This window comes from Colwellia sp. 75C3, from assembly GCF_002836255.1.
GTDB lineage: Bacteria > Pseudomonadota > Gammaproteobacteria > Enterobacterales > Alteromonadaceae > Colwellia.
In genome coordinates this window covers 69,008-94,449 of the sequence record NZ_PJAU01000047.1, presented here as the reverse complement: position 1 = coordinate 94,449, position 25,442 = coordinate 69,008, and the positions used below count along the sequence as shown (strand labels likewise).

Below are 25,442 nucleotides of genomic sequence, written 5' to 3'. Positions count from 1 at the left end.
GTAATAAAAAATAATAGAGTATAAAAATGAAAAAAATTATCACAACAATAACGACGCTAAGCACTTCAATCGTAGCGCTACTTTTTGCCGTTAACGCTAATGCTGGTTTACTTAACATCGACTTCTCAGCAGATGATATCAAAGTAGGACAAAGCGTTACCGTTACCATTAATGCCCAAGATTTTGATGCAACCGACATGTTTGATTTTGACCTAAACTTCGATAACTCAATACTGGCTTTTGATGAGACTTCACTTAACAGTGACTTATTATTACCTGATGCCGATATGGACATGTTTGATGGTTTAGAAGTAGCTAATCAAGATTGGGGATTGTCATTCGATTTTACTGACAGTGTTATGTCTGCTGATGGTAACTTTATGTTAGTAAGCTTTGACCTCATAGCTACGGCTGCAGGTATGTCTAATTTTGCTCTAGTAGATTTTTGGAATATAGAAGCGTTTACCGAATACGATATTGTTTTTTCTGGTTCAGATTCAATTAATGTTAGTGTGGTACCAGAGCCAAGTACAGTATTTATGATGATGTTAGCGGGCTTTGCCTTATTCAACATGCGCCGTCAGGCAAAATAAGTTAGCCACTTTAAAGCAGATAGATGATAATTTATCTGCTTTTGCCTAATGTCACTATTTACTCAATAAAAAACGTAATCTTCCCCTCATCCCCTCTACAAAAAACATTTTAAAAATTTATACAAAAGACCTAAATAATATCTACATAATTATAGAAACGTTATAAATCAGTGACAAGCCACAAAAAAGTATCATTACCTAGCTGTCTCGTTTAAAAATCAAATCATAAAGAAACAAAAGACTCCCATTGATTTACAAATCAGTACAGCTTTGTTCGTGGTGGTTTTTTATACTCTCGCCATAATTTTGGTAGACAGTATTTTAGCGCATTATGAAAGAACACATAGGTAAATTAGCAAGCTTAAACGTACTAGTAGTGGAAGATGATAAGTTTCAGCGCTTAGCATTAATACAGCTATTAAAGCGAATCGGCATACAGAATATTGTACCCGCCGAAGATGGTCAGCAAGCTATTGAAAAGACAAAGCAACAAGTCTTTGATGTTATTCTATGTGACTTATCCATGCCTAATATGGATGGGTTAGCGCTTATTCACCAATTGGGTGATAACAACTTCATGGGCAGTATTCTTTTATGCAGCGCTATGGATGAAAGTTTGTTGCGCAGTTCTACCAGTATGGCAAAAGAATTAAAAATTAACGTACTTGGTGCTATGTGCAAGCCAGTAGAGCCAGTCAAGCTGTTAAGAAACTTACTCAAATATTTTGACGTTAAGCAACGAAGCACTGATCGTAATTTTAGCTTTGAGTTAACGAGTGCTGATCTCGATGCTGCTTTTACCAACCAACAAATCGTACCTTACTTTCAACCACAAGTTTTCCTGAAAACAGGGGAGCTTCTCGGTTATGAAGCCTTAGTAAGATGGAAGCACCCTACCTATGGTTTAATCCCGCCTGATAGCTTTATTACCTTGGCTGAAAAATCTGAACAAATAATAGAACTCACTGAGATCGTTTTTCGCCAAAGTATTGAACAACTTAATTTATTGCCTGAAGCACTAAGTGCAGTAAAACTTGCTATCAATGTTTCGCCTAAGAACTTAGAGAATGATGTTGTTCAGGCAATGATCTTAAACCTAGATAAAAAATTGAACAGCAACAAGAAGCAAAAAATCACTATCGAAGTGACAGAGCAAAGTGCAATAAAATCCATGTCCAGCGCACTTGAAATACTATCTCGATTTAGAATGCACGGCTTTAATATCTCCATTGATGATTTTGGTACTGGTTATTCAACCATGGAACAGATTAGTCAACTGCCATATAACGAACTGAAAATAGACCGTTCCTTTGTGTCAAAGATGGATACCGATACTAACGCTCTTATTATTGTTGAGTCTTGTATACGTTTAGCAAAAAGGCTCAAGTTAAAAACTATTGCGGAAGGCGTTGAAAACTCTCGTCAATGGCATTTACTTAAGCGATTAGGATGTGATTATTGCCAAGGATATTACATAGCAAAACCAGAGCCTATTGAACGATTACCTTTAGTCATTAATTCTTGGAAAAAAACCTACCAAGAAGAAATAAATGAACGTGCTTTAGAAGATGTTCAAGCTATTGAATTGTTATCTAGCGAACCCGTTCAAGTTTTAAGTCCCCAGATATAGAGTTGTGTTATGACCAGTAAAAGCACCGTAGATTTTTTCAAACAAAAGAGTGTTTTAGTGATTGATGATTGTCAAATGATCCTCAACGCTACACGACATATGCTCATTAGAAATGGCTGTGATTATGATAATGTTTATATCGTAAAAGATGCAAGAATGGCCGTATCAGCTTGTATTGCCCGTAGCTACGACTTTATTTTATGTGACTATAATTTAGGCAAAAATTCTGATGGTTTACAGTTATTAGAAGAACTCCATAAAAAGAAGCTTATTAAAGAAAAAACAGTGGTATTCGTTGTCACCGGTGAAATGAGTAAAAGTGTATTTTTTGGTTTTTCTGAGTTTTCTCCCGACGGATACTTAATTAAACCGATTAACATTGACTCGGTGACCAATCGATTAATTAATTGTCATCGACAAAAAACCATTTTTCAAAACATTACTATTACACACAAAAATAAAGGCTTAGATGCTGCTATTGCGTTATGCAATAAATATGAAAAAACCAGTGGAATGACCTACGCCCGCGCACAACTCTATATTAATGAAGGCAAAGAAGAGATTGCTCAGAAAATTTACATTCAGCTAATTAATAACAAAAATAACGATGCCAGAATAAAATTAGCGAAAATGCTGATCTTACAAAAAAAGTACCCTTTAGCGCTTAAATTAATTGAACCGATAATTACCGATAAAAAGTTACGCTTTAGCGCACTTCAAGTACAGGCTGATTGTTTTCTACAGCAAAAACAATTAAAAAAATCGAGTGAAGCTTACCGCGAGATGTCGGCCATCTCTCCAAATAATGTTGAACGCTTACTTATTCAGTACAATTTAGCGCTACTAACCAAAGATACTGATGAGGTGATTGTCATAGCGAATAGAATTAAAAACAAAATAAAGTATTCTATTTGGAACACCGTAGATATTAGCTTGATCCATGCCCGTAGCTTACTTTACAAAGCAGAGCAAAGCCATAATACCCCAGGTACCTTAGTGCAACTCGGTCCATTAAAAGTAGAGTTAAATCAAAGTTTAAAATTAATAGAGAAACAGTTTAACTTGTCGCATTACCAATTGCATAGAGAGCTAATTATTTGTCGATTTTTATTATTATCCGGTGATATAAAAGCAGCAAAACGTATTTGGGATTGTTATCAACAAGAAGTGCCTTTAGCAGACTTCTATGCTTATTTTGATGCACTGCAGATACAGTCTGTTTTAGGGGGTAAAAAACCAACGCTACCCGAAACATTAATTGACTCTGACCAAACACTCTCACAGGATTTTTTGATAAGACAATTTTTACACCTATGTAAAAGTAAAAAAGAGAGCGTGGCACAACTTAAAAGTAGTGCAATAGCGCTATACGACAAAAATGAACACGTTAGTTCGGTAAATCAATGGCTAGAAATATGGAAAAAATCGCCATTTGAAGTCGATACCGCATTGTCGATAATAAAAGGGCTTTCCTCAGCAATTCCTATGTCAGTTCCAATAGAAAACCTGAGAGTCGTTTATCAGCAAGCCAACGAAACGATTACTTCACAAACAGAAGATTATAATTTACCTGACTGGTTTATAGCCACCAATAAAGAAGTTTCCAACAGCTTTACCGCACTAGAGCAACAATTATGATGACATTACCATTCAATAAATTACTCGTTAGCATTTTACTCATGATGAGTGTGCTATTCATGCAAAGTAACTTAGTACATGCTAATAATTTAGCTATCGAATTAACTACCGAAGAAAAGCAGTGGTTGAGTAATAAAGAAGAGCTCACTGTCGCTTTTGTTGGCTTTGATTACCCTCCTTACATTATTCACTCTCATGAAGGCAAAGTACTGGGGATTTATCACGATTATCTACAGTTAATCGCCTCAGAATTAGAGGTAGAACTTAATATTATTGTATTAGACAGTATAACTACAATGGAGCAATCTTTTGCACGTCATGAGGTTGACCTGATTGTCGGTTTTACTGCTACAGCAGCTCGAACAAAGTACATGGCCTTTAGTGATTCCTTTTTATCGGTACCACGTGCCATGCTCGTAAAGCGATCATCAATATGGCAAAAAGAGCATAATATAGCAGACTTTAGTCAGCTGATTTTTGCTATGGAAAATGGCTTTTCAAGTCGTAAAGAGTTATCAAAATATTTCGGTGGTGCAAAATTCTTCGATGTTAAAAATACCATAGATGGGCTTGCCGCAATAAAATTTGATTTAGCTGATGCCTATTACGGTGATAGCTTACTTAATCAGTTCTTGATTGAGAATACAGAATCTACGTCCATGCAAAGCGTATTAGTCGCTGATGTGCCTGTTGATCATAACCGTTTTGCCATTCAACCTGAATATACATTACTGCGTTCGGCAATTAACAAGATAATTTCCGAGATAGACAAGACAACTCATGCAGAAGTTGCCTCACGTTGGAGTAAAGCAAATCTTAAAAAAGCTAAGCATAAAATCCCTTTACGCCTGAGCAAAGCAGAAAAAGATTGGCTTAAAGACAACCCAGAAATTAAATTTGCCCACAGTGATCACTGGTTTCCCTTTACCTTTATCAGTGAGGACGGAGAATTGGATGGCTTATCTATTGATTTAATGGCGCTTATTTCAGATAAACTCGGTATTGATTTTGTTCCTGTCAATATAGAATCATGGCCAGAAGCCATTAATAAATTATCTAACAATGAGGTTAGTTTACTACCCGCCACGACTGTCAGAGTTGATGATGCCCATAAGATTAAACTTTCCGATACTTATCATTCCAGCCCTTGGGTTGCGATTGTAAGTACTCACAGCAATTTGACCCTCAACAACATTAAAACCGACAAAGTTAGACTGGTGAATTATCGCGGTAAAAAAACAGCAACGTCACTGCGTAGCTTTTCACCACAAGCAGATATTATTGTTACGAAAGATATTAACGAAGGCTTTGATTTACTGTCGAAGGGCGAAGCTGATGTAATTGTTTCGTTACTTGCTTCCGCCGCACCTTGGTTACAGGGTGAAATGTCTGGTAAATTCAAAATAATTAACAACATCCATGCTGATGAATTTATTGATATACATTTTGCCAGTAATAATAATAATGAAATATTAATTAATTTAATCAATAAGGTCTTAACTAACTTTGATGATGAGTTAGGTTTGATCAACAATAAATGGTCGCGTATTGAAGTTAAGAATCACACAACTTCACAAGAAATAATTATTGCGACCGCGCTAAGTATTATGGTTTTCCTTATTATTATTGGCGGCACTTTATTTTGGAATAGAACACTCAAAGCTGAAATAACACAACGTACTGATGCTGAAAAGCGAGCAAAGGATGCAGAATTTGAAATAAACTCATTGGCTGATGCAATTCCCGGTGCGGTAGTACAATTTTACCTTAATGAGCGCAGCCTCATTACTTTTCACTACCTTAGCCAAGGCATTGAAACGTTAGTCCCATTCACTCACGACGACATTATGACTAACCCTAGTGTATTCTTTCAACTTGTACCTGAGGAAGACTTGCAAAGAATAAGAGCTGAAAAGAAAAAGTCTGCACAACAAGAACGAGCCTTTGAAGTAGAGTTTAGAGTGGTTTTTCCTGATGATGCTGTTCATTGGTTACATTTAAGTGCATGCCCTCTGCACGTTGACGGACGTAATGTTTGGAATGGTGTACTACTCAATATTGACGAAAGAAAAGAAGCTGAGTTTGCCCTTTCAAATGCAAAAAAAGCAGCTGAACACGCAGATAAATCCAAGTCTCAGTTTTTAGCTATGATGAGCCATGAAATAAGAACACCAATTAGCGGCATAATTGGTATGTTAGAATTATTAGGTTACTCATCGTTAACGAAACCTCAGCAAGCTGATATAAAAATAATGAGTAATTCTGCTAATAACTTACTACATATACTCAATGATGTACTTGACCACTCAAAAATGGAAGTTGGCCAATTAAGTGTTGAACAAATAGATAGCAACTTATTAACCATTGTCGAATCAACCATTCAAGCACATACAAATACTGCATATTCGAATGATATAACGCTAAATTTCGATTTTGACACCAATTTGCGCCACCAAGTCATTACCGATCCGGTGCGTTTACAGCAAGTACTGTCAAATTTACTGGGTAATGCGATTAAGTTTGCTCCTAAAGGTGAAATTTTAGTAAAAATCAGCTTGATAAAAAACAGTAAAAACCAACAAGTGGTGGAATTTACTGTACAAGATAATGGCATTGGTATTTCGCCAATTAACCAAAGAAAATTATTTACTCCCTTTACCCAGGCGGAAAATTCAACATCACGAAAGTATGGTGGTACCGGCTTAGGTTTAACTATTTCTAAAATGTTGGTAGAACGTTTAGGTGGCGAAATAAAACTCGTTAGCGCTCTTGGTAGTGGTACTAGCTTTAGTTTTATGCTGACATTAACCAGTTCCGAAGAAGTATTTCAGCCAAAAATATCAACTAACAAACCGTTATTCTTAATTGATGACGGTAACTATTGTAGTCAAAAAATAAAACAATATTTACAAGCTTGGGACTATCCATTAATTGTTATCCCATGCCTGCATCAAAATATTGATAAAATTAAAGCGTCAATTCCTAATGGGGATTGTATTTTTATTTGCCATGAATCACTCATTAAAAAATTCGATTTAATTAACGACTATAACAATGCTACCTGGATAGAAATCACTGAACGCCATTTTTCCCCAGAGCCTGGGCACTTCGTTTTTTCTAGCGCACCGGTTTTATTAACAAAGTTGATTGATACCATTGAGCTGAGTCAAGCCAACCAAGATGAAGATTTATTTGCCATCATTGCCGAAGATCAGAAAAAAGGAAATAACTCGAGCAAAGACGAGGCAACTGCAAATGGCACATTGATTTTAGTGGCTGAAGATCACCCCACTAACCAATTGGTAATAAAACGCCAATTGGAGCAGCTAAATTTTCACGCTGACTTTGTTGATGATGGTGAAGAGGCACTGATGGCCATAAAACAAAAAAACTATGGTTTATTACTCACTGATTGTCATATGCCTAATATGGATGGTTATGAGCTCACTAAGGTACTCAGAGAGCAAGGTAATACGATTCCCATCATTGCACTAACAGCTAATGCGTTATCTGGTGAAGCACAACATTGTCAAAACTTAGGTATGGATGGTTATTTAACAAAACCGGTATCAATGGCTATTTTAAAACAAACTATTGAGCAACACCTACAGAGTGAGCAAGATCATTCGTTGGCAAGTATTGAGTATGAATTAACCCATGATGAGCAGTTGGTTGAACAATTACTTGATGAAGCCAATGCTGATGACACTAGCACTTATCAGTCTGATATTGAGATAGACAATTTCGATATGACTGACATTGGGATAGACGATTTCGATATCACTGCGATTGAGAGTATTAGTGATGAAGAGTTACTTGCACATATGTCTTCTGGAGTATTATTAAATGAGTCTGAGTATTCTGAAAATAATTCATTAGACGATTCATTAGACAATTTATTAGACGATAATAACAGCGCGACTCCTGCAACGATTGCCGCGGTTAACAAACATGACATCTTGTTCGATCTTGAGCGATTAATTGAGATGTTTGGCGATTTAGCCATAGTGAAAGAGTTATTGGGTGAATTCGTTAATGCAACACAGGAATCTATCGATGAATTAACCACCTATGCCTTTGCTGATATGCTCACTAATACCTTAAATAATGATGGCTTCGATGGAGACGAGAACTCGTTAGATTCTAAATTAAATTCTGAGCTAGTTAATCAGGATTTTACCAATATCGCTTTGTTAGCACATAAAATCAAAGGTTCTGCTGCCATGATTTCTGCGCCATCATTAGCTGAAGTGAGTCGTAACTTAGAACAAGCTGCAAAAAATAATCAACTTGAAGATGTGCAAACATTTACACGAGAACTTACTGATATTTTTATTGTTTTTCAACAGCAAAAAGAAAGCCTTGCTGATTAAATCAGGTAAAGCTAAGAAAAGAGAATAGAAGAGAAAGTATAATTATGCTTTCTCTTCTTTTTCACCTCAATATCACGGACTATTAATTATTCAAGCTTGCCAGCTTTTCTCGAATAGCTTGATATCGTTGCTGCTCACATAAACCAAAGCCTGATAATTGTCTTACTTTATTACGGCCAAACAAGGGGACTGTCATACCCGCAAAAAATCGACAATAACTCTCAAGAGACAAAGGTTGATTTATTTTACCGGCAAGTCGATCAGCTAACTCCGTCATGCCCTGCTTTAAGGCTTCATCACTCGGCCATGGAATTTGTGTTTGAGAATGTTCAAGTACCGCTACCTGTCCACGACAAACACTGCAATGACCGCATTGTGGTACTGCGTTATGATTGGTGTTCACATTGCCATCAAAGTAAGGGTCATCAAAGTAACGCGCTAAATTTACCGTTAGACAAGTATCTAGTTGAAAGAATCGCACTAAGGTAGCGATACGCTTTATTTCTTTTTCTTCATTGTCTTTAAAATAATTACTGAGACTTGAACATAAGCTAGGATCAGCTAACTCATTAGCATTTACTTTAAACACCTCTGTCATACCTTTAGTTTCAAGTACGATCAGTTGCTGCTCAGCTAAGTATTCAAGTGCGGCAATAACGCGGTTACGCTCAATACTTTTATCTTGCAATAACGTATCAAAATTTAAACTACCCCATATTTTTTTAAAGTCTGTCGCATTAAAAATACGTTGTAAAAAATCTTTGCGTTGATCATTAAAACTGTTAATTATTTCATCTTTCGGTTTTAACAATTTAATTTTAAAATCGGCGAAATAAGCATATTGCGGTTCAATTACGCCAGCGAGCTCTAGTTGTACAAGTAACGTTTTCAGCGGTAATTGTTTGATATTAACCGCATTAGACAGTTGAAGGATTTGTAACTCCCACTTGCTATCATAAGAGTTGGTAACCACTTCGTCTTTGATGGTATTTAACAGCATTTCTATACCCGCATATTCAGGGGTATCACCATAAACAAAGTTTTCAACGGTGTTTAAACCATCAAGGTTTGCTAGGGTAAAACACTGAGAAGGTCGTCCATCTCGCCCTGCTCGACCTATTTCTTGACTGTAATTCTCTATCGATTTTGGTAAGTCATAATGGATAACAAAACGTATGTCACTTTTATCAATGCCCATACCAAAGGCAATAGTCGCGACAATGACTTGGATTTTCCCCGCCATAAAATCTTGTTGAATTTGGCTGCGAGTATCACTGTCAAAACCGGCATGATAAGCACAAGCATTAATACCTTGTTGCGTTAAGTATTGCGCGACCTTTTCAGCGGTGTGCTGCAAAGTAACGTACACAATACCTGGGCCTTGCTGCGCTTTAATAACTTGTTCAAGTTGGCCGTTTTTATGTGACTCTGCAACAGGTAATACGCTTAAATCAAGATTTTGTCGATAAAAGCCAGTTTGCACAATATGCTCGTCTCGAATGGCAAACTTTGCTGCCATGTCTTGTTTAACTTTACGGGTAGCCGTCGCGGTGAGTAATAACACCAACGAAATTTTTAACGCTTGGCAATAACTCGGTAGCTTTAAATAGTCAGGTCTAAAGTTATGGCCCCACTCAGAAATACAATGCGCCTCATCAACCACCAGCATAGAGACTGGTACGGACTCAATAAATTGTCTGAAACGTTCATTTTTAAAACGCTCTACTGATACCATCAAGACTTTAATATCACCATCACGCACACCTGCCATTACAGTTTGTGCTTCGTTGCCTTTTAAGGTCGAATCAATACTCGCGGCCTTAATACCTTTACTCGCAAGGAATGACAGTTGATCTTTCATCAAGGCTAATAAAGGTGAGACTACTAAAGTTAAATGCGGTAAATGCAGCGCAGTTAACTGATAACACAACGACTTACCCGAGCCTGTCGGGAATATAGACAAGCTCGATTGACCATTTAATAACTGCGTTATGGTCTGCTCTTGCCCTGGACGGAAGTTATCAAAACCAAACGTCTGGAGAAGAGAGCCTTTAAGCGTGTTTTTCTGTTGATTATTCATAAATTAAACCTTAATAGCTGATCAAGTACCACAAAAGGTATGATAATTTTCATCGCCATCAGCGGGAGAATTTTGATAGTTTTTTGTATTATCGAGTACGGTATAAGGTTGTCGTAATACCGCCAAAAACTCATATAATGCGGTTAAATCACCCTTTTCTTGATAAGAAGCTTGGCTAGTTGCCAGAATAGCTTCAACATCATGATTTCTTGGAATAACAACAGGGTTATTGCTCACCATCAATTCATGTGCCGCTGCTTTAAAGCCCGCGATACGTATTTGCCAACGAGGCAGCCATTCACCGAGTAAATTTAACAATGGCCCTTCAATGGCATTGCCATTAAGAGAATCAGTTAATGCATCGGTTAATGCTGTGAAGGTTTTTGTGTAATCCAAGCTATTTTTTTGCATGATAGCAATTAACTCACTAATGAGTTTACCATCACCCTGTTCAGGTTCATCAATACCGATTTTCACCGCCATCATTTTCAAGTAGTTTTCTTCAAAGTCCTGATGAAATTGTGATAGTAGCGGTTGAAGTTGTGCCACTGCCGCATCTTCATCGCTATCAATTAAAGGTAATAACGTTTCAGCTAATCGCGTCATATTCCATTGCATAATGCTTATCTGTTTACCAAAAGCATAACGACTATTACGATCAATTGAGCTAAAAACAGTTTCCCAGTGATATGCGTTCATCATGGCGCACGGGCCATAATCGATTGTTTCCCCTGAAATAGCAGTATTGTCAGTATTCATTACCCCATGAATAAAGCCAACCCTTAACCATGACAGTACTAAAGGAATTTGCTTTGATAGAACGGCTGAGAAAAAGTTAAGCACTTGTTCGCTGCTAATTTCATTATCATCTGTAGCTTTTGATGATTCAACAGCTGACTCAGCAAGTAACTCAGGAAAGTGACGCTTAATAGAATAATTAGTCAGCTTTTTAAGTGACTCTGTATCACCACGAGCAGCAAAATATTGAAAAGTTCCAACACGTATATGACTGGTTGCAACACGAGTAACAATCGCACCAGCAAAAGGCCTATCGCGATAAACACTTTGCCCGGTAGTAACCACCGCCAAACAACGCGTAGTAGGTACACCAAGGGCAAACATCGCTTCACTCATAATGTATTCACGTAAGGCTGGTCCAAGTGCACAACGACCATCACCGCTACGTGAAAATTGACTGACACCTGAGCCTTTAAGTTGAATGTCCCAACGCTGTCCCTGTTCATCAGCAATATCACCTAACAAATGCGCGCGACCATCACCTAGTTGCGGATTAAATTGACCAAACTGGTGACCTGAATAAGCTTGGGCAATTGGTTTACTGTCTTCCATTAATCGGTTACCCGAAAAGTACTGCGCTAATAAGTCAGCATCATTTTCTTTATTGTCAGTAGAATCAAAAGTAAGACCTAAAGTTTGCGCTAACGCTTCATTCCACAATAATAAAGATGGCTGTGCAACAGGATCTGGCAAAATTTGTTGTGAAAAGCTTTCGCCAAGATCACGGTAGCTATTAGAAAGATTTATCGGCATTTATTTCTCTTGATAAAATTTGTCTTCAATACGTTGACAAAATTGTACTAGATTTTGATAAGTTTTGGCTTGTTTAGTGAATACATTTTCAAAACCATTGTCAAAACGTACTGAAATAAACTCACATAAGTGCGAATAGACTACCGCATCAAACGATGTATGCTGTTCGCCAAAGAAAAAATTTTTCTCTGCCAACAGGGTAGACAATGATTGTAAGCTTTTATCTGCTATCGCAAGAATTTCCTCTGCTGAGTGTCGTCCAACACCTTGGCCATAAAGATTTTTCTTTACCGTTTTACGAATAATATTGGGTAAAAACCAACATAATGGCGCAGGTAAAGTACCAAAAAAAGCGTCTTTGGTTAACGGCCAACTTTCATCCAGAATCCATCGAGAGTAGACCAAACACCAATAGAGACTTTCATCTAATGACTTAGTAATTAAATAGGCTTGTGCTTTTTGTTCAGGTGTTAGTTCAGCATCTAATGTGACTTGGTATTGTTCTGTCAAATAACTCAGTATTGCTTCGGAGTCAGCAACCACTTTACCGCCATCATCAATGAAAGGTAATTTACCTTTTGGTGATACTTTTAAATATTTAGCACCATACTTCACTTGGCAAGGAATATTCGCCATGCGCATAAAAAGATCGACCTTAACAACAAATGGACTTGCATCCATTACGTTAAAGCATTTGCCGAAACCATAAAGTGTAATCATTTACTTTCCTTGTATTTACATAACGATGTAAATTTATTTCAGATGGAGCTCTACCGAATTAGTGCAGATTATTTTAAATCACAGGGTAATTAACGGTTAAGGTCACTTAGAATAAATCATAAAGTACGAGACGCTAAAGTGACTTATCCATTAAGGGGTAAGTCGGTAACAATAAAAGATATAAGGCTTATATTTAACGCAAGCTTATGACTAAACCAAGATAAAAAATACTTTACCTCAAATATTCAACTCTTCAACGTAAAAAAGAACAGCCAAGTGTAAAACAATGTAATCTTAGTCATATAAACATGAACCTTCTTTTCTAAATCAATTTGTTAACAGTAAGTTATTGATTTAACCCTAGAGTATCGTTGTAAATAAATATGAAATTCACCAAAAATCCGAGTATACCAAAAATAAAATTTTTCAGATTGTTGGGCTATACATTTGCCTCCATACTTTCATTCAATTCAATACTTGCCATTGCCAATGATTCGGTAAGTGCATCATCGGAAATGTCTTTAGTTCCAGACTCTTCTGAATATCCCGCTGCTTTTTTTGAGCAATATACACCGCAAAATGCAATGGATATGATTAATCGACTACCCGGTTTCTCCTTTGATAGGGGCTCTAATGCCCGTGGCTTTGGTGGCAATGCGGGTAACGTATTAATCGACGGTGCAAGACCAACGTCTAAGTCAGGCGGACTGACCGGTGCTCTTACTCGAATTTCAGCAGCTCAAGTTGAAAGCATTGTTATTTTACGTGGTGGCGTTGCAGCCGGTGATGCAGCAGGACAATCTGTAGTGGCTAATATTATTCGAGTTAAAGGCCTTCAACAAGGCACTTGGGCAGCCAAACTAAGACGAGCACCAGACAATACTTATCTTCCAAATTTGGAAGCCGCTATGTCGACAACCATTGCTGACTGGGAAACCTCATTTGATATAGATATTGGTGGCAGCCCCGGTTATCGAACGGCTTTAATCGAAAATTTCGATGCTAATAATTCGCTAACCTCAAGCGCAGATGAAGAGTTTAGCGATTCAGGGCGCTGGATTTTTATAAATGGCGAAGGGGCAAGCCAATTTTCCAGTGGTCAGCTTGTAATCAATAGCCGCATAGGCGGTGATAAATGGCGTGGAGATACACAGCGCGATGTTTTCAACAACCGTTTACCCGATACGTCTACACCTGATGAATTTTGGCAGCTTAATGAAAACAATAAATTCAAAATGGCTGAACTAGGAATAGATTGGACCCAAAAAATAGAAAGCTGGAAGTGGCATATCATTGGCTTAGGTTTAGTTAATGACCGAAATTACCACTATAATTTTCATGAAGAGATACGTTCTCCTCTTGAAGTCAGCGATAATTACTTTAGCCAAAACCGTCTTAAAACTGAAGTGATAGCACGTACAACATTAGGGAAAATTTCTAACGCGGCATTTAAACCCGAATTTGGTTTTGAGATTGCCAATAATAGACTTAATACCAACGCAAATGAAACTGAAAATGGCGTATTGGTTCCAGTTGAAGGTGCTAATGTTGTTGTTGAAGAATGGCGAGGCGAGTTTTTTGCTACATTTAGCTATGAAGTCGATGCCAAATTCACTTTAGAAGGTGGCCTCACGGCAGAGTTCTCACAAATTTCTGTTAGTGGTGACACTGACCAGACACAAAAATTTGATTTTATTAAACCTCGTTTATCCGCTACCTACAAAGTTAACAGCAATAATACCTTAACGTTGGAAGGTGAACACAGCGTGGGTCAATTAAATTTTAACGATTTTGCAAGTAGCACAGAAGCTTCTGATGACAGCTCAACATTAGGTAACCCTGATCTTCAGCCTGATCAACAAACTGAAATAGCTGCAACTTATGATTGGAGTTTTAGTGAACGGGGTAGTTTAAAGGTCAAAGCTTTTTATCAATGGCGAAGTGACATATTAGAGCAAATAATACTTGAAACAAATGGAGATGAAATTAGCCAAGGACTTGGGAATGCTGGAGATGCACGTTTTTGGGGGTTCATCACTGAGTTAAACTTACCGCTCGATTATATATTGCCAAATGCCTTGTTAGAGGTTTCATATAAATATAATGATTCTCAGTTTTATGATTCCATTATTTCAGCAGATCGAATAATTAATGATTACACGCCTAATTGGACAACGTTCAAATTTCGTCAAGATTTTATTATTGAAAAATTCGCCTGGGGAGCTGAATACTGGGGAGACTTTATCGATACTAATTATCGCGTGGACGAAATTCAAACCTTTGGCGGAAATAAGCGTGTACGTTTGTTTATTGAAACCACACGATTTTTTGATTTAAAAACCCAATTAGAAGTGACTCACTTGAATACAGGCCGTTATACTAGATCGCGATATTTCTATCAAAAGGATCGAAGTGGTGAATTTGATGGTAGTGAAATTTCTCACCGACAACGTGGCCCCGAATTAAAATTTTCCATTTGGGGGACTTTCTAGATACTGATATCTAGAAAGAATTATATCTAATGGGCTAGAGTCAGAGCCCTTTAGCTTATTTCAGCAGCAACTACTGATATTTCAACAAGCAATGCTTCTCTCGCCATTTTAGCGGCAACACATGCGCGTGCTGGTGCATGTCCTTCTGGTACCCAAGCATCCCATACAGCGTTCATATCAGCGAAGTAGCTCATATCTTTAACGTAGATAGTCGCTGATAAGATGTGCTCTCTATCACTGCCTGCTTGCGTTAATAAGGCATCAACTTTATCAAGCATGGTTTGCGTTTGCTCGGTGATATCTTTCGTGGCATCAGCCGCAACTTGACCACATAAGTAAATAGTACCGTTATGCTTAACAATACGGCTCATTCTTGGTTTAGTTTCGAGTCTTTCAATAGACATTAATTATTTCTCCAACATATCAATAAATTTTTGTGATTGTTCAATAGCTGTATTCATATCTTTAATTAGCGAACTGACATCTTTTTCTATAGCAATCATTTCGCCTTGCAAAGCGCCAACAGCTTGCGCATTTAAATTATGTTTCAAAAATAGGCTATTGTCTTTTAGAGCTGTTAATACAGGCGCCATTTTACTCTCAGCTTTATGCATAGATTTAATCAAGGTTTTATAACGACGCTGTGTTTCTTTAAACTTTAATGAGCTTTGACGTTTTAGGTTTACACTAGATATCTGCCCTATTTCGTCTTGCCATTCGTCAAATAACGCATCAGAAACATCTTCAACTTTTTCAATACGAGAGCTAACTAACTCCGCTGCTTCTTTTGAATTTTCATACTGCTCTTGAATGACATTATATTGATCTTCAAGTTCGCCACCATCAAAGTTAATTAGCGCAGTCATTTCTTCTAACGCCGATTTAAACTGCTCTTGTGCTTCTTCTTGCGATTCCTTCGCCGCTTCAACACGATCGACCATAATATCACGTTTATGAATACCTACTTTTTCCATCGCAGAATAATAAGCACTTGAGCATGAAGTTAACGCGAGAAGGCTAACGACTATAGCTAAGTTAACGCATAAATTTTGACTAAACTTGGATATGTTCATAAACATAAAACTCCCTAATATGTTATTTAATTTATTACTCGTAGCAAGTCACAGATAATTAACCTGATGTACTAATTATTGAACGAGCTAGCATTTAGCGCTAATGGTATATGGATTAATCGAGTCGAGCAAAATAATTATTCTAATTTCTTCCAACCAATAAAAAACCCCAAGACTTTACAATCTTAGGGTTTTCATTGGTTGAGCTTTAATTGAAAGCGTAGTTAGAACATTCAAATTCAAGGCGGAAGCACGGAGCCTATGGCTATAGGTGAGTACTTCCAACGCCGAAGTTGGTTGTTCTAACAAGCTTACAAAAAAGCTACTCCCATTCGATTGTAGCAGGTGGCTTACCTGAGATATCGTAAACTACGCGTGAAATACCTTCAATTTCGTTGATTATACGGTTAGAAACTAACCCTAAGAAATCGTATGGTAAGTGTGACCAACGCGCTGTCATAAAGTCGATAGTTTCAACACAACGTAATGATACAACCCAGTCATACTTACGTGCATCGCCCATAACGCCTACTGATTTTACAGGTAAGAACACGGTAAATGCTTGGCTTACTTTGGTATATAAATCATGCTTGTGTAATTCTTCAATGAAGATAGCATCAGCACGACGTAATAAGTCAGCATATTCTTTTTTCACTTCACCTAAAATACGTACACCTAGACCAGGTCCAGGGAACGGGTGACGATAAAGCATGTCGTATGGTAAACCAAGCTCTAAGCCGATTTTACGTACTTCATCTTTAAATAATTCACGTAATGGTTCAACTAAACCTAATTTCATGTAATCAGGTAAACCGCCAACATTATGATGCGATTTAATCACATGTGCTTTGCCCGTTGCAGAAGCAGCTGATTCGATTACATCAGGGTAAATAGTACCTTGTGCTAACCATTTTGCATTATCAAGCTTATTCGATTCTTCTTCGAACACGTCAATAAATACGTTACCGATAATTTTACGTTTTGCTTCTGGCTCACTTTCGCCCGCTAAACGATTTAAAAATCTATCTTCCGCTTCAATCTTAATGATGTTTAAACCGAAGTGATCACCAAACATGTCCATTACTTGCTGGCCTTCGTCTAAACGAAGTAAACCGTTATCAACAAATACACAGGTAAGTTTATCGCCAATAGCACGATGTAATAACATAGCAACAACAGATGAATCTACACCACCAGAAAGGCCAAGGATAACTTCGTCATCACCAACTTGCGCTTTCATTTTAGCAATCGCATCATCAATGATTGATGCTGAAGTCCATAATTTTTCACATTTACAGATATCGACAACAAAGTTTTCTAAAATACGAGCACCTTGTTTGGTGTGCGTTACTTCTGGGTGAAATTGTACGCCGTAGAATTGTTTTTCTTCGTTTGCCATTGCGCCATAAGCACAACTTGCTGTTTGTGCAACGGTAACAAAACCTTCAGGAATAGCAGATACTTTATCGCCGTGGCTCATCCAAACGTCAAGTAAAGCATTACCGTTATCGCCAATGCTGTCTTCAACTTTATGGAATAACGCAGATTGAGCAATTAACTCAACAGCAGCATAACCAAACTCTTTATGGTCAGAGCTTTCTACGCCGCCGCCAAGTTGCTCGGCCATAGTTTGCATACCGTAACAGATACCTAATACAGGTACGCCAGCAGTGTAAACATATTCAGGAGCGCGAGGAGAGTTAGCTTCTGTTACTGACTCTGGACCACCAGCAAGAATAATACCCGTTGGGTTAAAGCCTTTAATTTGCTCTTCTGTTACGTCCCAAGACCAAAGCTCACAGTAAACACCTATTTCACGTACGCGACGTGCAATAAGTTGAGTGTATTGTGAACCGAAATCTAGAATTAGTATGCGGTGATCATGAATGTCTTTACTCATGTTGTTTTCCTACCTTTGGCGGCTCGTCATGAACAAACTTTATACTGCATTGTTTTCGTAATTAAACAAAATCATTTATAAACATAAACTCATTTATTTAATCACTCAAACGCTTTGCCTAAAGCTCGTTCATTTAGAGCAATATTTAAATATAAACAGGCCGAGCTTTTATCTCATGAGATATCAGCTCGGCCTACTTGAATTTGTTTTGATGATGAACTTTAGCCATCATCATAAATTATGTTTTTCTTGCAACACCAAGTTGAGAATATTTTAGTTCTAGTTCAAGGCGCTAGCGCGGAGTTGACGATAGTCAATGAGCACTTGCAACGCCGAAATCGAACTTAAATAACTCAACCGAGTTTATCCCATTCTATAATTAGGGGCTTCTTTGGTGATGGTTACATCGTGTACATGTGACTCACCCATACCTGCTGACGTTATTTTCATAAACTCAGGCTTAGTACGCATTGTTTCAATATCTTTAGAACCCGTTAAGCCCATTGATGAACGTAAACCGCCCATTTGCTGATGAATAATTGCCGCTACAGGGCCTTTATAAGCAACGCGACCTTCAATACCTTCTGGTACTAATTTGTCTGCTTCGCCTTCAGATTTTTGGAAATAACGGTCACTTGAACCATCTTTTTGCGCCATAGCGCCTAAAGAGCCCATACCACGATAAGATTTGTAGTAACGACCTTGGTAAAGTTCAACTTCGCCAGGTGCTTCTTCAGTACCAGCTAACATGCTGCCAACCATAACGCAGTGTGCACCGGCAACAAGTGCTTTAGCAATATCGCCAGAGAAGCGGATACCGCCATCAGCGATAACTGGAATACCAGTACCTTTCAAGCCTTCAACGGCATTTGAAATAGCGGTTAGTTGTGGAACACCTACACCAGTAACAATACGTGTAGTACAGATTGAGCCAGGGCCTATGCCTACTTTAACAGCATCAACGCCAGCATCAGCCATTGCTTTTGCGCCAGCAGCTGTTGCTACGTTACCAGCAATAATTTGTAAGTCTTGATATTTATCACGTGTTTCTTTAACTCTGTCAAGAACACCTTGAGAGTGACCATGTGAAGTATCAATTAATAAAACATCAACACCCGCAGCAACTAATGCGTCAATACGCTCATCAGTTCCAGCACCAACACCAACAGCAGCACCAACACGTAAACGACCTAATTCGTCTTTACATGCATCAGGCTTATTTTCAGCTTTTTGATAATCTTTCGCAGTAATAAGACCCACTAATTTAAAAGCATCATCAACCACTAAGATTTTCTCAATACGGTTGCTGTGCATTAAACCTAAAATCTCTTCGCGTGCAGCACCTTCTTTAACAGTGACTAAATCGTCTTTAACTGTCATAAGTGAAGAAACAGATTTAGTTAAATCCGTTTCAAAACGCAAATCACGACCGGTAATGATACCAACTAAGTTGTTGTTATCATCTACAACAGGGAAACCTGAAAAACCTAAGTCATCAGCTTTATGCATGACTTGTTCAATAGTAAAATCAGTACTTACTGTTACAGGGTCTGAAACGATGCCACTTTCATATTTCTTCACTTGAGAAACATGTTTAGCTTGTTCAGCAATGGTCATATTTTTATGAATAAAACCTAAACCACCTTCTTGCGCTAACGTAATTGCTAGGCGAGACTCAGTTACTGTGTCCATAGACGCAGAAATCATCGGTACATTTAAATTAATTTTACGGGTTAATTTAGTTTTTAAATCAGCCGTGTGTGGGAGTACTGTTGAATGAGCAGGTACAAGTAGTACGTCATCAAAAGTTAAAGCTTCTTGGGCAATTCTTAGCATCGCAACATCTCTCTAAAAGGGTTGGTTAGGGAGTGAATATTGCGGCAGAATTTTAACCGTTTTCTTGTTTTAGGTAAACCTATTTCTATAAACTTTTATCAACTCTATACAAATCAACGCAAAAACAGTGCCGAAAATATGTTTTTAGCTGACAACCTATTGAATTAAAGCGATAGCAAATAATTTCTGACAGAAATGTCAAGTAATTAACCGTATTACAAACAGCCTAGGAAAGTAAGTGATAAGTATTATAAACGATAATAATATACCTTTGCTATTATCGTTTATCAGTTCGGTATTATGACAATAGACTTGATATACTACTTCGCTATCTGCCAAACAAAGTCACGATTATCTGCCCATTATGAGCCAACAGCATATATTACAAATTAGCGAATTAACGAGAAAAGTCCGCTTCATTTTAGAAAGCGAACTTAACACCGTTTGGTTAACCGGTGAAATATCTAATTTTATCGCCGCAGGCTCTGGCCACTGGTATTTATCACTTAAAGATGCAAAATCTCAAGTTAAGTGTGCCATGTTTAAAGGCAGTAATAGACGAGTTCGTTTGAGTACTGGTGGCTCTCCTAGTAACGGTCAACAAGTACTGGTACGCGCCAAAGTCTCCTTATATGAACCACGGGGTGACTTTCAATTAATTATCGAGCATATGGAAGATGCCGGCACCGGTTTATTACGCCAACAATATGAGCAGTTAAAAAATAAACTGAATGCCCAAGGGATTTTTGATTTATCCCATAAAAAGCAATTACCAAAGCATATTAACTGTGTCGGTATTGTTACTTCACCGACGGGTGCCGCCGTGAAAGATATTTTAACGGTACTTAAACGTCGTAATCCAAATATCAAAGCTATTATCTACCCTTCCCTTGTACAAGGTGAATATGCTCAAGGCGATATTTGCCATGCGATTGAAAATGCCAACAGCCGTAACGAATGTGATGTACTCATTGTTGGCCGAGGTGGTGGCTCTTTAGAAGATTTATGGCCATTTAATGAAGAAACTGTAGTGCAGGCCATTTATAAAAGTGTTTTGCCTGTCATTAGCGCCGTAGGTCATGAAATTGACACAACGCTGAGTGATTATGTAGCCGATGTACGTGCACCTACTCCTTCGGCTGCCGCTGAGTTAGTATCAAGCGATAGCAGTGAATTACTTAACCATGTGTTAATGCTCAAACAACGTTTGATTAAAGCTCAGCAAGCAAAGCTTTCGTATTCGAGCAATGAAAAAAATCATTTACAGCACCGTTTATCGCAAGTACATCCAGAGCAACAACTGCAATTACAACAGCAAAAATCTGACGAACTCGGCCTACGTTTAAAACAAGCAATGAAACGTAATATGCTACAAATTAAAAGTAAGCCAGCTCAACTTGACCAGCGACTTTTACAGCAATCACCCGCAAAAAACATTCAATTACAACAAGAACATACTCGTCAAAACATGCATAGAATCACGCAAGCAATTCAAAATGCGTTGCAGCATAAAAGTGAAAGTTTTGTGCATTTGATTGAGCAATTACAATTGGTTAGCCCACTTGCCACCATAGCGCGCGGTTATAGTGTCACGCGTAATAAAAATAATGAAGTGATTACCAAGGTAGAACAGATCTCTACTGGCGAACAGATTAGTGTACAGCTGACTGATGGACATATTAACGCTACCGTAATATGACACATATCACTCTAGATTCAGTTGTTAATGTGCCACAGTAAAGCTTACTGTACTATTCATAAACAACTGATATGATAATGATATATATCTACTAAAATATCTTCTGTCATGCGCTTTAATTACCGAATTGTTTTCATTATTACCACCTTAGTTTTCACCTTGTCTACCACCTTAACGGTTATTAACTATTTAACCTCGATGGAATCGACTCGTGAGCAGCTAAAAACAAGTGCCCTCCCATTAACGATAGATAATATATACACAGAGATTCAGAAGAATATTATTGAGCCTAACCTTATTGCATCTATGATGGCTCATGATACTTTTTTGATTGATTGGCTTTCGAATGAAGAAGATGACGTACAGCAAATTGTGCGCTATTTAGAAACAATTCAAAATAAATACCAAATGTTCACCGCCTTTTTAGTTTCTGACCAAAGTCTAAACTATTATTCTGCCAATGGCATGTTAGATAAAGTCGAGACAAACAACCCTAATAGCCTGTGGTACTTCGACTTTCAAAAGTCGTCTGAGTTAAGCGAAATAAATATAGATTATAATGCCAATATGGGTACCGAGCTTATTATGTTCATCAACCATAAAATTCTCGATAGTGAGTACCATATAATCGGCGCAACGGGCATAGGGCTAAAAACCTCTTATATCAATGATATGCTTAAAGTATTTAGGCAACGTTATCAATTTTCAGTTTATTTTGTCGATGTAAATGGCAAGGTAGTGATTGCTGAACAAAACGTGCAACAGTTGCAGCAACTTAGTGATATACCTGAGTTAGCGAGTCAACTGTCCGACATTATCGGTAAAGGAAGTCAGGTATTTGAATACACACTAGCGGGAGAAGCTTACTTACTCAATAGAAAATATATCGCTGAATTAGACTTATACCTTATCGTTGAAGCCAAGGTAAATAATTTCACCCAAACAGCTAAAGAAACCTTTTATTTTAATATAATTGTCTCAGCCATTATCACCCTACTTATCAGCTTTATTATTGTATTGTATGTAAGAAGAATCCATTTAAAGCTAGATAAATTGGCCAGTAATGATGAACTTACCGGCTTGCCAAACAGACGCTGTTTTCATGAGAAACTAACAGAGTTTTTATTGCTTAAAGAACGTAATAACAACAATCTGTCCCTGTTGTTTATTGATATTGATAACTTTAAATACGTTAACGATACTAAGGGCCATGATGTTGGTGATAAAGTACTCATGGCTTTAGCTGTAATATTAAATAATAATGTCAGGAAAAGTGATTTTGTCGCGCGATGGGGAGGCGAGGAATTTATTATACTTTTAATCGACTCTGATATTAATCAAACACAAATCATTGCGGAAAAATTACGTTCACAAGTTGCCAACAGTAATCATTTAGCCCAATTTACCCAACAGGCGATTACGATTAGTTTAGGAGCAACATCGGTCACTGATACAGATAATATCGATACTATTTTGAAGCGTGCTGATGATGCTTTATACAAAGCCAAATCACAGGGTAAAAACTGTATTGTATTAGACTAGTGCTTGATAGAGTAACTCTATTACTTGTTGTTTGCTTACTTGATTAAATTTAACGCCGAAAGATAGACCATCTACTTGCTGCTTAATATTGCAAACGATCGCGTTAAGTTTAAGGTTGTTTTCTCCTTCACTGGTTTCTACCACAATATCAACTACCTTATCTTCAGCCAGTACTAACTTCTCACCATTAATAATATCTAGCTGACCACCATCCACAGATATATTTGTCATGGTAGTTTGCCAATAAACATCATCAATTCTTACTTTAGCTGAGATGCGAGTCTCAATACGCACTGAAGAGCGTAATTGCTGTAATTTAACGCTAGTAGGAATATCTAATACCATAATACGAGAAGGTATTTGTAAGGTTTGTCTGACTGTACTAATAAAAGCAACGGCTGCACCATCACGACCTTCAATAAGACCACGAACAGTAATAACTGTACCTTGACCAATATATTGAGAGAAGTTGCCTAATTTTGTTGCTTCAGGAAATTCAATAAGGACATATTTCTTAGGTAGATAGCCAATAAAAAAGGTATTAAATTTTCTTTTTTGTCCGGCTGGCGTAGAAATATCAATAGTGATCGGCGCACCTGCTTTCAAAAAAGCGAGGTTACGTGCAGAGGATTTAGATGGATCGATTAAAATTGCTTGTTCAGCCATATTTCTCAACTATCTGTCATAGGAAGATAAAATGTGGAGCCTAGTTATACTTTATTAAAATAAGGTCAAGATTGCAACTTGCTAGCTATTAGCTAGCAAGTTGCAGCTCTTAACTAACAAGTTGAAAAGATTTTAATCTTTTTTATAACCTTGTGTTGAACGAGCAATTTTCTTTTTCTCGGTAAAGTTAAGCTTCTTCTTACCGGCAAATGGGTTCAAGGTATCTTTAAACTGTATACGGATAGGAGTACCCATCATTTTTAATGACTTACGGTAATAATTCATTAAATAGCGTTTATAAGACATTGGTAATTTCTTAGCTAAGTTACCATGAATGATAATAATTGGTGGGTTATAACCACCCGCATGAGCGTATTTCAACTTAATGCGTCGACCGTTATGCATAGGCGGTTGATGATCAAAGATAGCCATATCTAATACTTTAGTAACCATAGCTGTAGAGATACGCTTCGTTGCTGAAACAAAGGCTTCTTCTACTGACTCAAATAAATGGCCAACACCGGTACCATGTAGTGCCGATATAAAATGAATACGGGCAAAACCAATAAAACCTAAACGTCTATCAAGTTCAGTTCTAATACGGTCTTTTTCATGATCTTCTAAGCCATCCCATTTATTCACCGCTAACACCAATGAACGCCCTGCTTCAAGGATAAATCCAAGTAAGCTAAGATCTTGATCACTAATACCTTCTTGAGCATCGATAATAAGAAGACAAACATTAGAGTCTTCAATCGCACGTAAGGTTTTAATCACTGAGTATTTTTCGACAACATCAGTCACATTTTTACGACGACGAATACCCGCGGTATCAATTAGGGTGTACTCACGGCCATTACGTTCCATTGGAATATAAACACTATCGCGCGTTGTACCCGGCATATCAAAAACAACAACACGTTCTTCACCCAATATACGGTTAGTAAGTGTTGATTTTCCAACATTAGGACGACCGATGATTGCTAACTTTATCTTGTCGTTTTCTTGTGGCTCACCTTCAAGCTTTTTAGCAAGTTCTTCCTCTGTCAGCTCAACTTCAAAATCTTCAGAGAATTCGTCATTATCAGCGTCCCCTACTTTTGGTTTGCCAAGCTCTTCAATATGAGGCGTTAATGCAATAGTTAAAAGTTGCGTAACACCACGGCCGTGGGCAGCAGCAATTTGATGAACGTGCTCGCCTAAACCTAACGAGTAAAATTCAGCTGCAGCCGAATCGCCATGGATACCATCTATCTTATTGGCAACCACGAATATTTTTTTATTTTGCTTACGTAAATGATCAGCAATACCATGATCAGCCGCGGTCAAACCATCACGAGCATCAACTAAAAAAAGTACCGCATCGGCTTCTTCTATAGCCATCAATGACTGTTCAGCCATTTTCACGTCAATGCCTTTTTCATCGCCATTAATACCACCGGTATCAATAACAATAAAAGGATGTTCTTCTACTTCGGCTTGACCGTATTGACGATCGCGAGTTAGACCTGGGTAATCGGCTACAAGCGCATCACGACTACGGGTTAAACGGTTAAATAATGTTGATTTTCCGACATTAGGACGGCCAACTAGAGCAACTACAGGAAGCATGAGTACCTCAAAGGAATCACCATGCAAGCGAGTTACGC

General features: G+C 37.8%; 16 protein-coding genes. 7 read left to right on the top strand and 9 right to left on the bottom strand.

What is annotated here, in order from left to right:
* Nucleotides 1-26 precede the first annotated feature (26 nt).
* The 4 genes from CXF85_RS09730 (at nucleotide 27) to CXF85_RS09715 (ending at nucleotide 8,234) form a co-directional block, all read left to right on the top strand.
* Nucleotides 27-593 carry a PEP-CTERM sorting domain-containing protein gene (locus CXF85_RS09730; RefSeq protein ID WP_101228335.1) on the top strand — a complete coding sequence of 189 codons (567 nt, stop codon included), beginning with the start codon at nucleotides 27-29 and terminating at the stop codon, nucleotides 591-593.
* Between the two features lie 331 nt (nucleotides 594-924).
* Nucleotides 925-2,223: an EAL domain-containing response regulator gene (locus tag CXF85_RS09725; protein ID WP_101228334.1), complete on the top strand. Its 1,299-nt coding sequence runs from the start codon at nucleotides 925-927 to the stop codon at nucleotides 2,221-2,223.
* Nucleotides 2,224-2,232: 9 nt separating this feature from the next.
* The gene (locus tag CXF85_RS09720) at nucleotides 2,233-3,861 is read left to right on the top strand and encodes a response regulator (protein ID WP_101228333.1); all 1,629 of its coding nucleotides are present in this window, start codon (nucleotides 2,233-2,235) and stop codon (nucleotides 3,859-3,861) included.
* Nucleotides 3,858-8,234 carry an ATP-binding protein gene (locus tag CXF85_RS09715; protein ID WP_101228332.1) on the top strand — a complete coding sequence of 1,459 codons (4,377 nt, stop codon included), beginning with the start codon at nucleotides 3,858-3,860 and terminating at the stop codon, nucleotides 8,232-8,234. Before CXF85_RS09720 ends, CXF85_RS09715 begins: the two co-directional genes overlap by 4 nt.
* Before the next feature lie 82 nt (nucleotides 8,235-8,316).
* On the opposite strand, the gene CXF85_RS09710 is transcribed toward CXF85_RS09715, so the two are convergent.
* From CXF85_RS09710 to CXF85_RS09700, 3 genes are read right to left on the bottom strand one after another with little or no spacing between them, the layout of a single operon-like run.
* The gene (locus CXF85_RS09710; protein ID WP_101228331.1) at nucleotides 8,317-10,314 is read right to left on the bottom strand and encodes a RecQ family ATP-dependent DNA helicase; all 1,998 of its coding nucleotides are present in this window, start codon (nucleotides 10,312-10,314) and stop codon (nucleotides 8,317-8,319) included.
* A 21-nt stretch (nucleotides 10,315-10,335) separates the two neighbouring features.
* The gene (locus CXF85_RS09705; RefSeq protein WP_101228330.1) at nucleotides 10,336-11,865 is read right to left on the bottom strand and encodes a protein adenylyltransferase SelO; all 1,530 of its coding nucleotides are present in this window, start codon (nucleotides 11,863-11,865) and stop codon (nucleotides 10,336-10,338) included.
* Nucleotides 11,866-12,585 (bottom strand): glutathione S-transferase family protein, encoded by a 720-nt coding sequence (locus CXF85_RS09700; RefSeq protein ID WP_101228329.1) that lies wholly within the window; start codon nucleotides 12,583-12,585, stop codon nucleotides 11,866-11,868.
* Between the two features lie 383 nt (nucleotides 12,586-12,968).
* On the opposite strand from CXF85_RS09700, the gene CXF85_RS09695 reads away from it, so the two are divergent.
* Nucleotides 12,969-15,077 (top strand): TonB-dependent receptor plug domain-containing protein, encoded by a 2,109-nt coding sequence (locus CXF85_RS09695; protein WP_101228328.1) that lies wholly within the window; start codon nucleotides 12,969-12,971, stop codon nucleotides 15,075-15,077.
* A 50-nt stretch (nucleotides 15,078-15,127) separates the two neighbouring features.
* Here the strand turns inward: CXF85_RS09695 and CXF85_RS09690 are convergent, their stop codons facing one another.
* The 4 genes from CXF85_RS09690 to guaB all read right to left on the bottom strand — a co-directional run bounded on the left by CXF85_RS09690 (nucleotide 15,128) and on the right by guaB (nucleotide 19,886).
* Complete coding sequence (locus tag CXF85_RS09690; protein WP_101228327.1) at nucleotides 15,128-15,481, bottom strand: RidA family protein; 354 nt, start codon at nucleotides 15,479-15,481, stop codon at nucleotides 15,128-15,130.
* Nucleotides 15,482-15,484: 3 nt separating this feature from the next.
* Nucleotides 15,485-16,150 (bottom strand): DUF2959 domain-containing protein, encoded by a 666-nt coding sequence (locus CXF85_RS09685; RefSeq protein ID WP_101228449.1) that lies wholly within the window; start codon nucleotides 16,148-16,150, stop codon nucleotides 15,485-15,487.
* 322 nt (nucleotides 16,151-16,472) lie between these two features.
* Complete coding sequence (gene guaA, locus CXF85_RS09680; RefSeq protein WP_101228326.1) at nucleotides 16,473-18,050, bottom strand: glutamine-hydrolyzing GMP synthase; 1,578 nt, start codon at nucleotides 18,048-18,050, stop codon at nucleotides 16,473-16,475.
* Between the two features lie 363 nt (nucleotides 18,051-18,413).
* Complete coding sequence (gene guaB, locus CXF85_RS09675; RefSeq protein ID WP_101228325.1) at nucleotides 18,414-19,886, bottom strand: IMP dehydrogenase; 1,473 nt, start codon at nucleotides 19,884-19,886, stop codon at nucleotides 18,414-18,416.
* Between the two features lie 364 nt (nucleotides 19,887-20,250).
* On the opposite strand from guaB, the gene xseA reads away from it, so the two are divergent.
* Together xseA and CXF85_RS09665 are read left to right on the top strand one after the other, a co-directional pair.
* Nucleotides 20,251-21,585: an exodeoxyribonuclease VII large subunit gene (xseA, locus tag CXF85_RS09670; protein WP_101228324.1), complete on the top strand. Its 1,335-nt coding sequence runs from the start codon at nucleotides 20,251-20,253 to the stop codon at nucleotides 21,583-21,585.
* Nucleotides 21,586-21,693: 108 nt separating this feature from the next.
* A complete protein-coding gene (locus CXF85_RS09665; RefSeq protein ID WP_101228323.1) occupies nucleotides 21,694-23,127 on the top strand; it encodes a sensor domain-containing diguanylate cyclase in 1,434 nt (477 codons plus the stop codon).
* On the opposite strand, the gene CXF85_RS09660 is transcribed toward CXF85_RS09665, so the two are convergent.
* Both CXF85_RS09660 and der read right to left on the bottom strand, forming a co-directional pair.
* Entirely contained in the window at nucleotides 23,119-23,793 is a 675-nt protein-coding gene (locus tag CXF85_RS09660; RefSeq protein ID WP_101228322.1) for a PilZ domain-containing protein, read from the bottom strand. The genes CXF85_RS09665 and CXF85_RS09660 overlap by 9 nt on opposite strands.
* 132 nt (nucleotides 23,794-23,925) lie before the next feature.
* Nucleotides 23,926-25,404: a ribosome biogenesis GTPase Der gene (gene der / locus CXF85_RS09655; RefSeq protein WP_101228321.1), complete on the bottom strand. Its 1,479-nt coding sequence runs from the start codon at nucleotides 25,402-25,404 to the stop codon at nucleotides 23,926-23,928.
* Nucleotides 25,405-25,442: the final 38 nt, after the last annotated feature.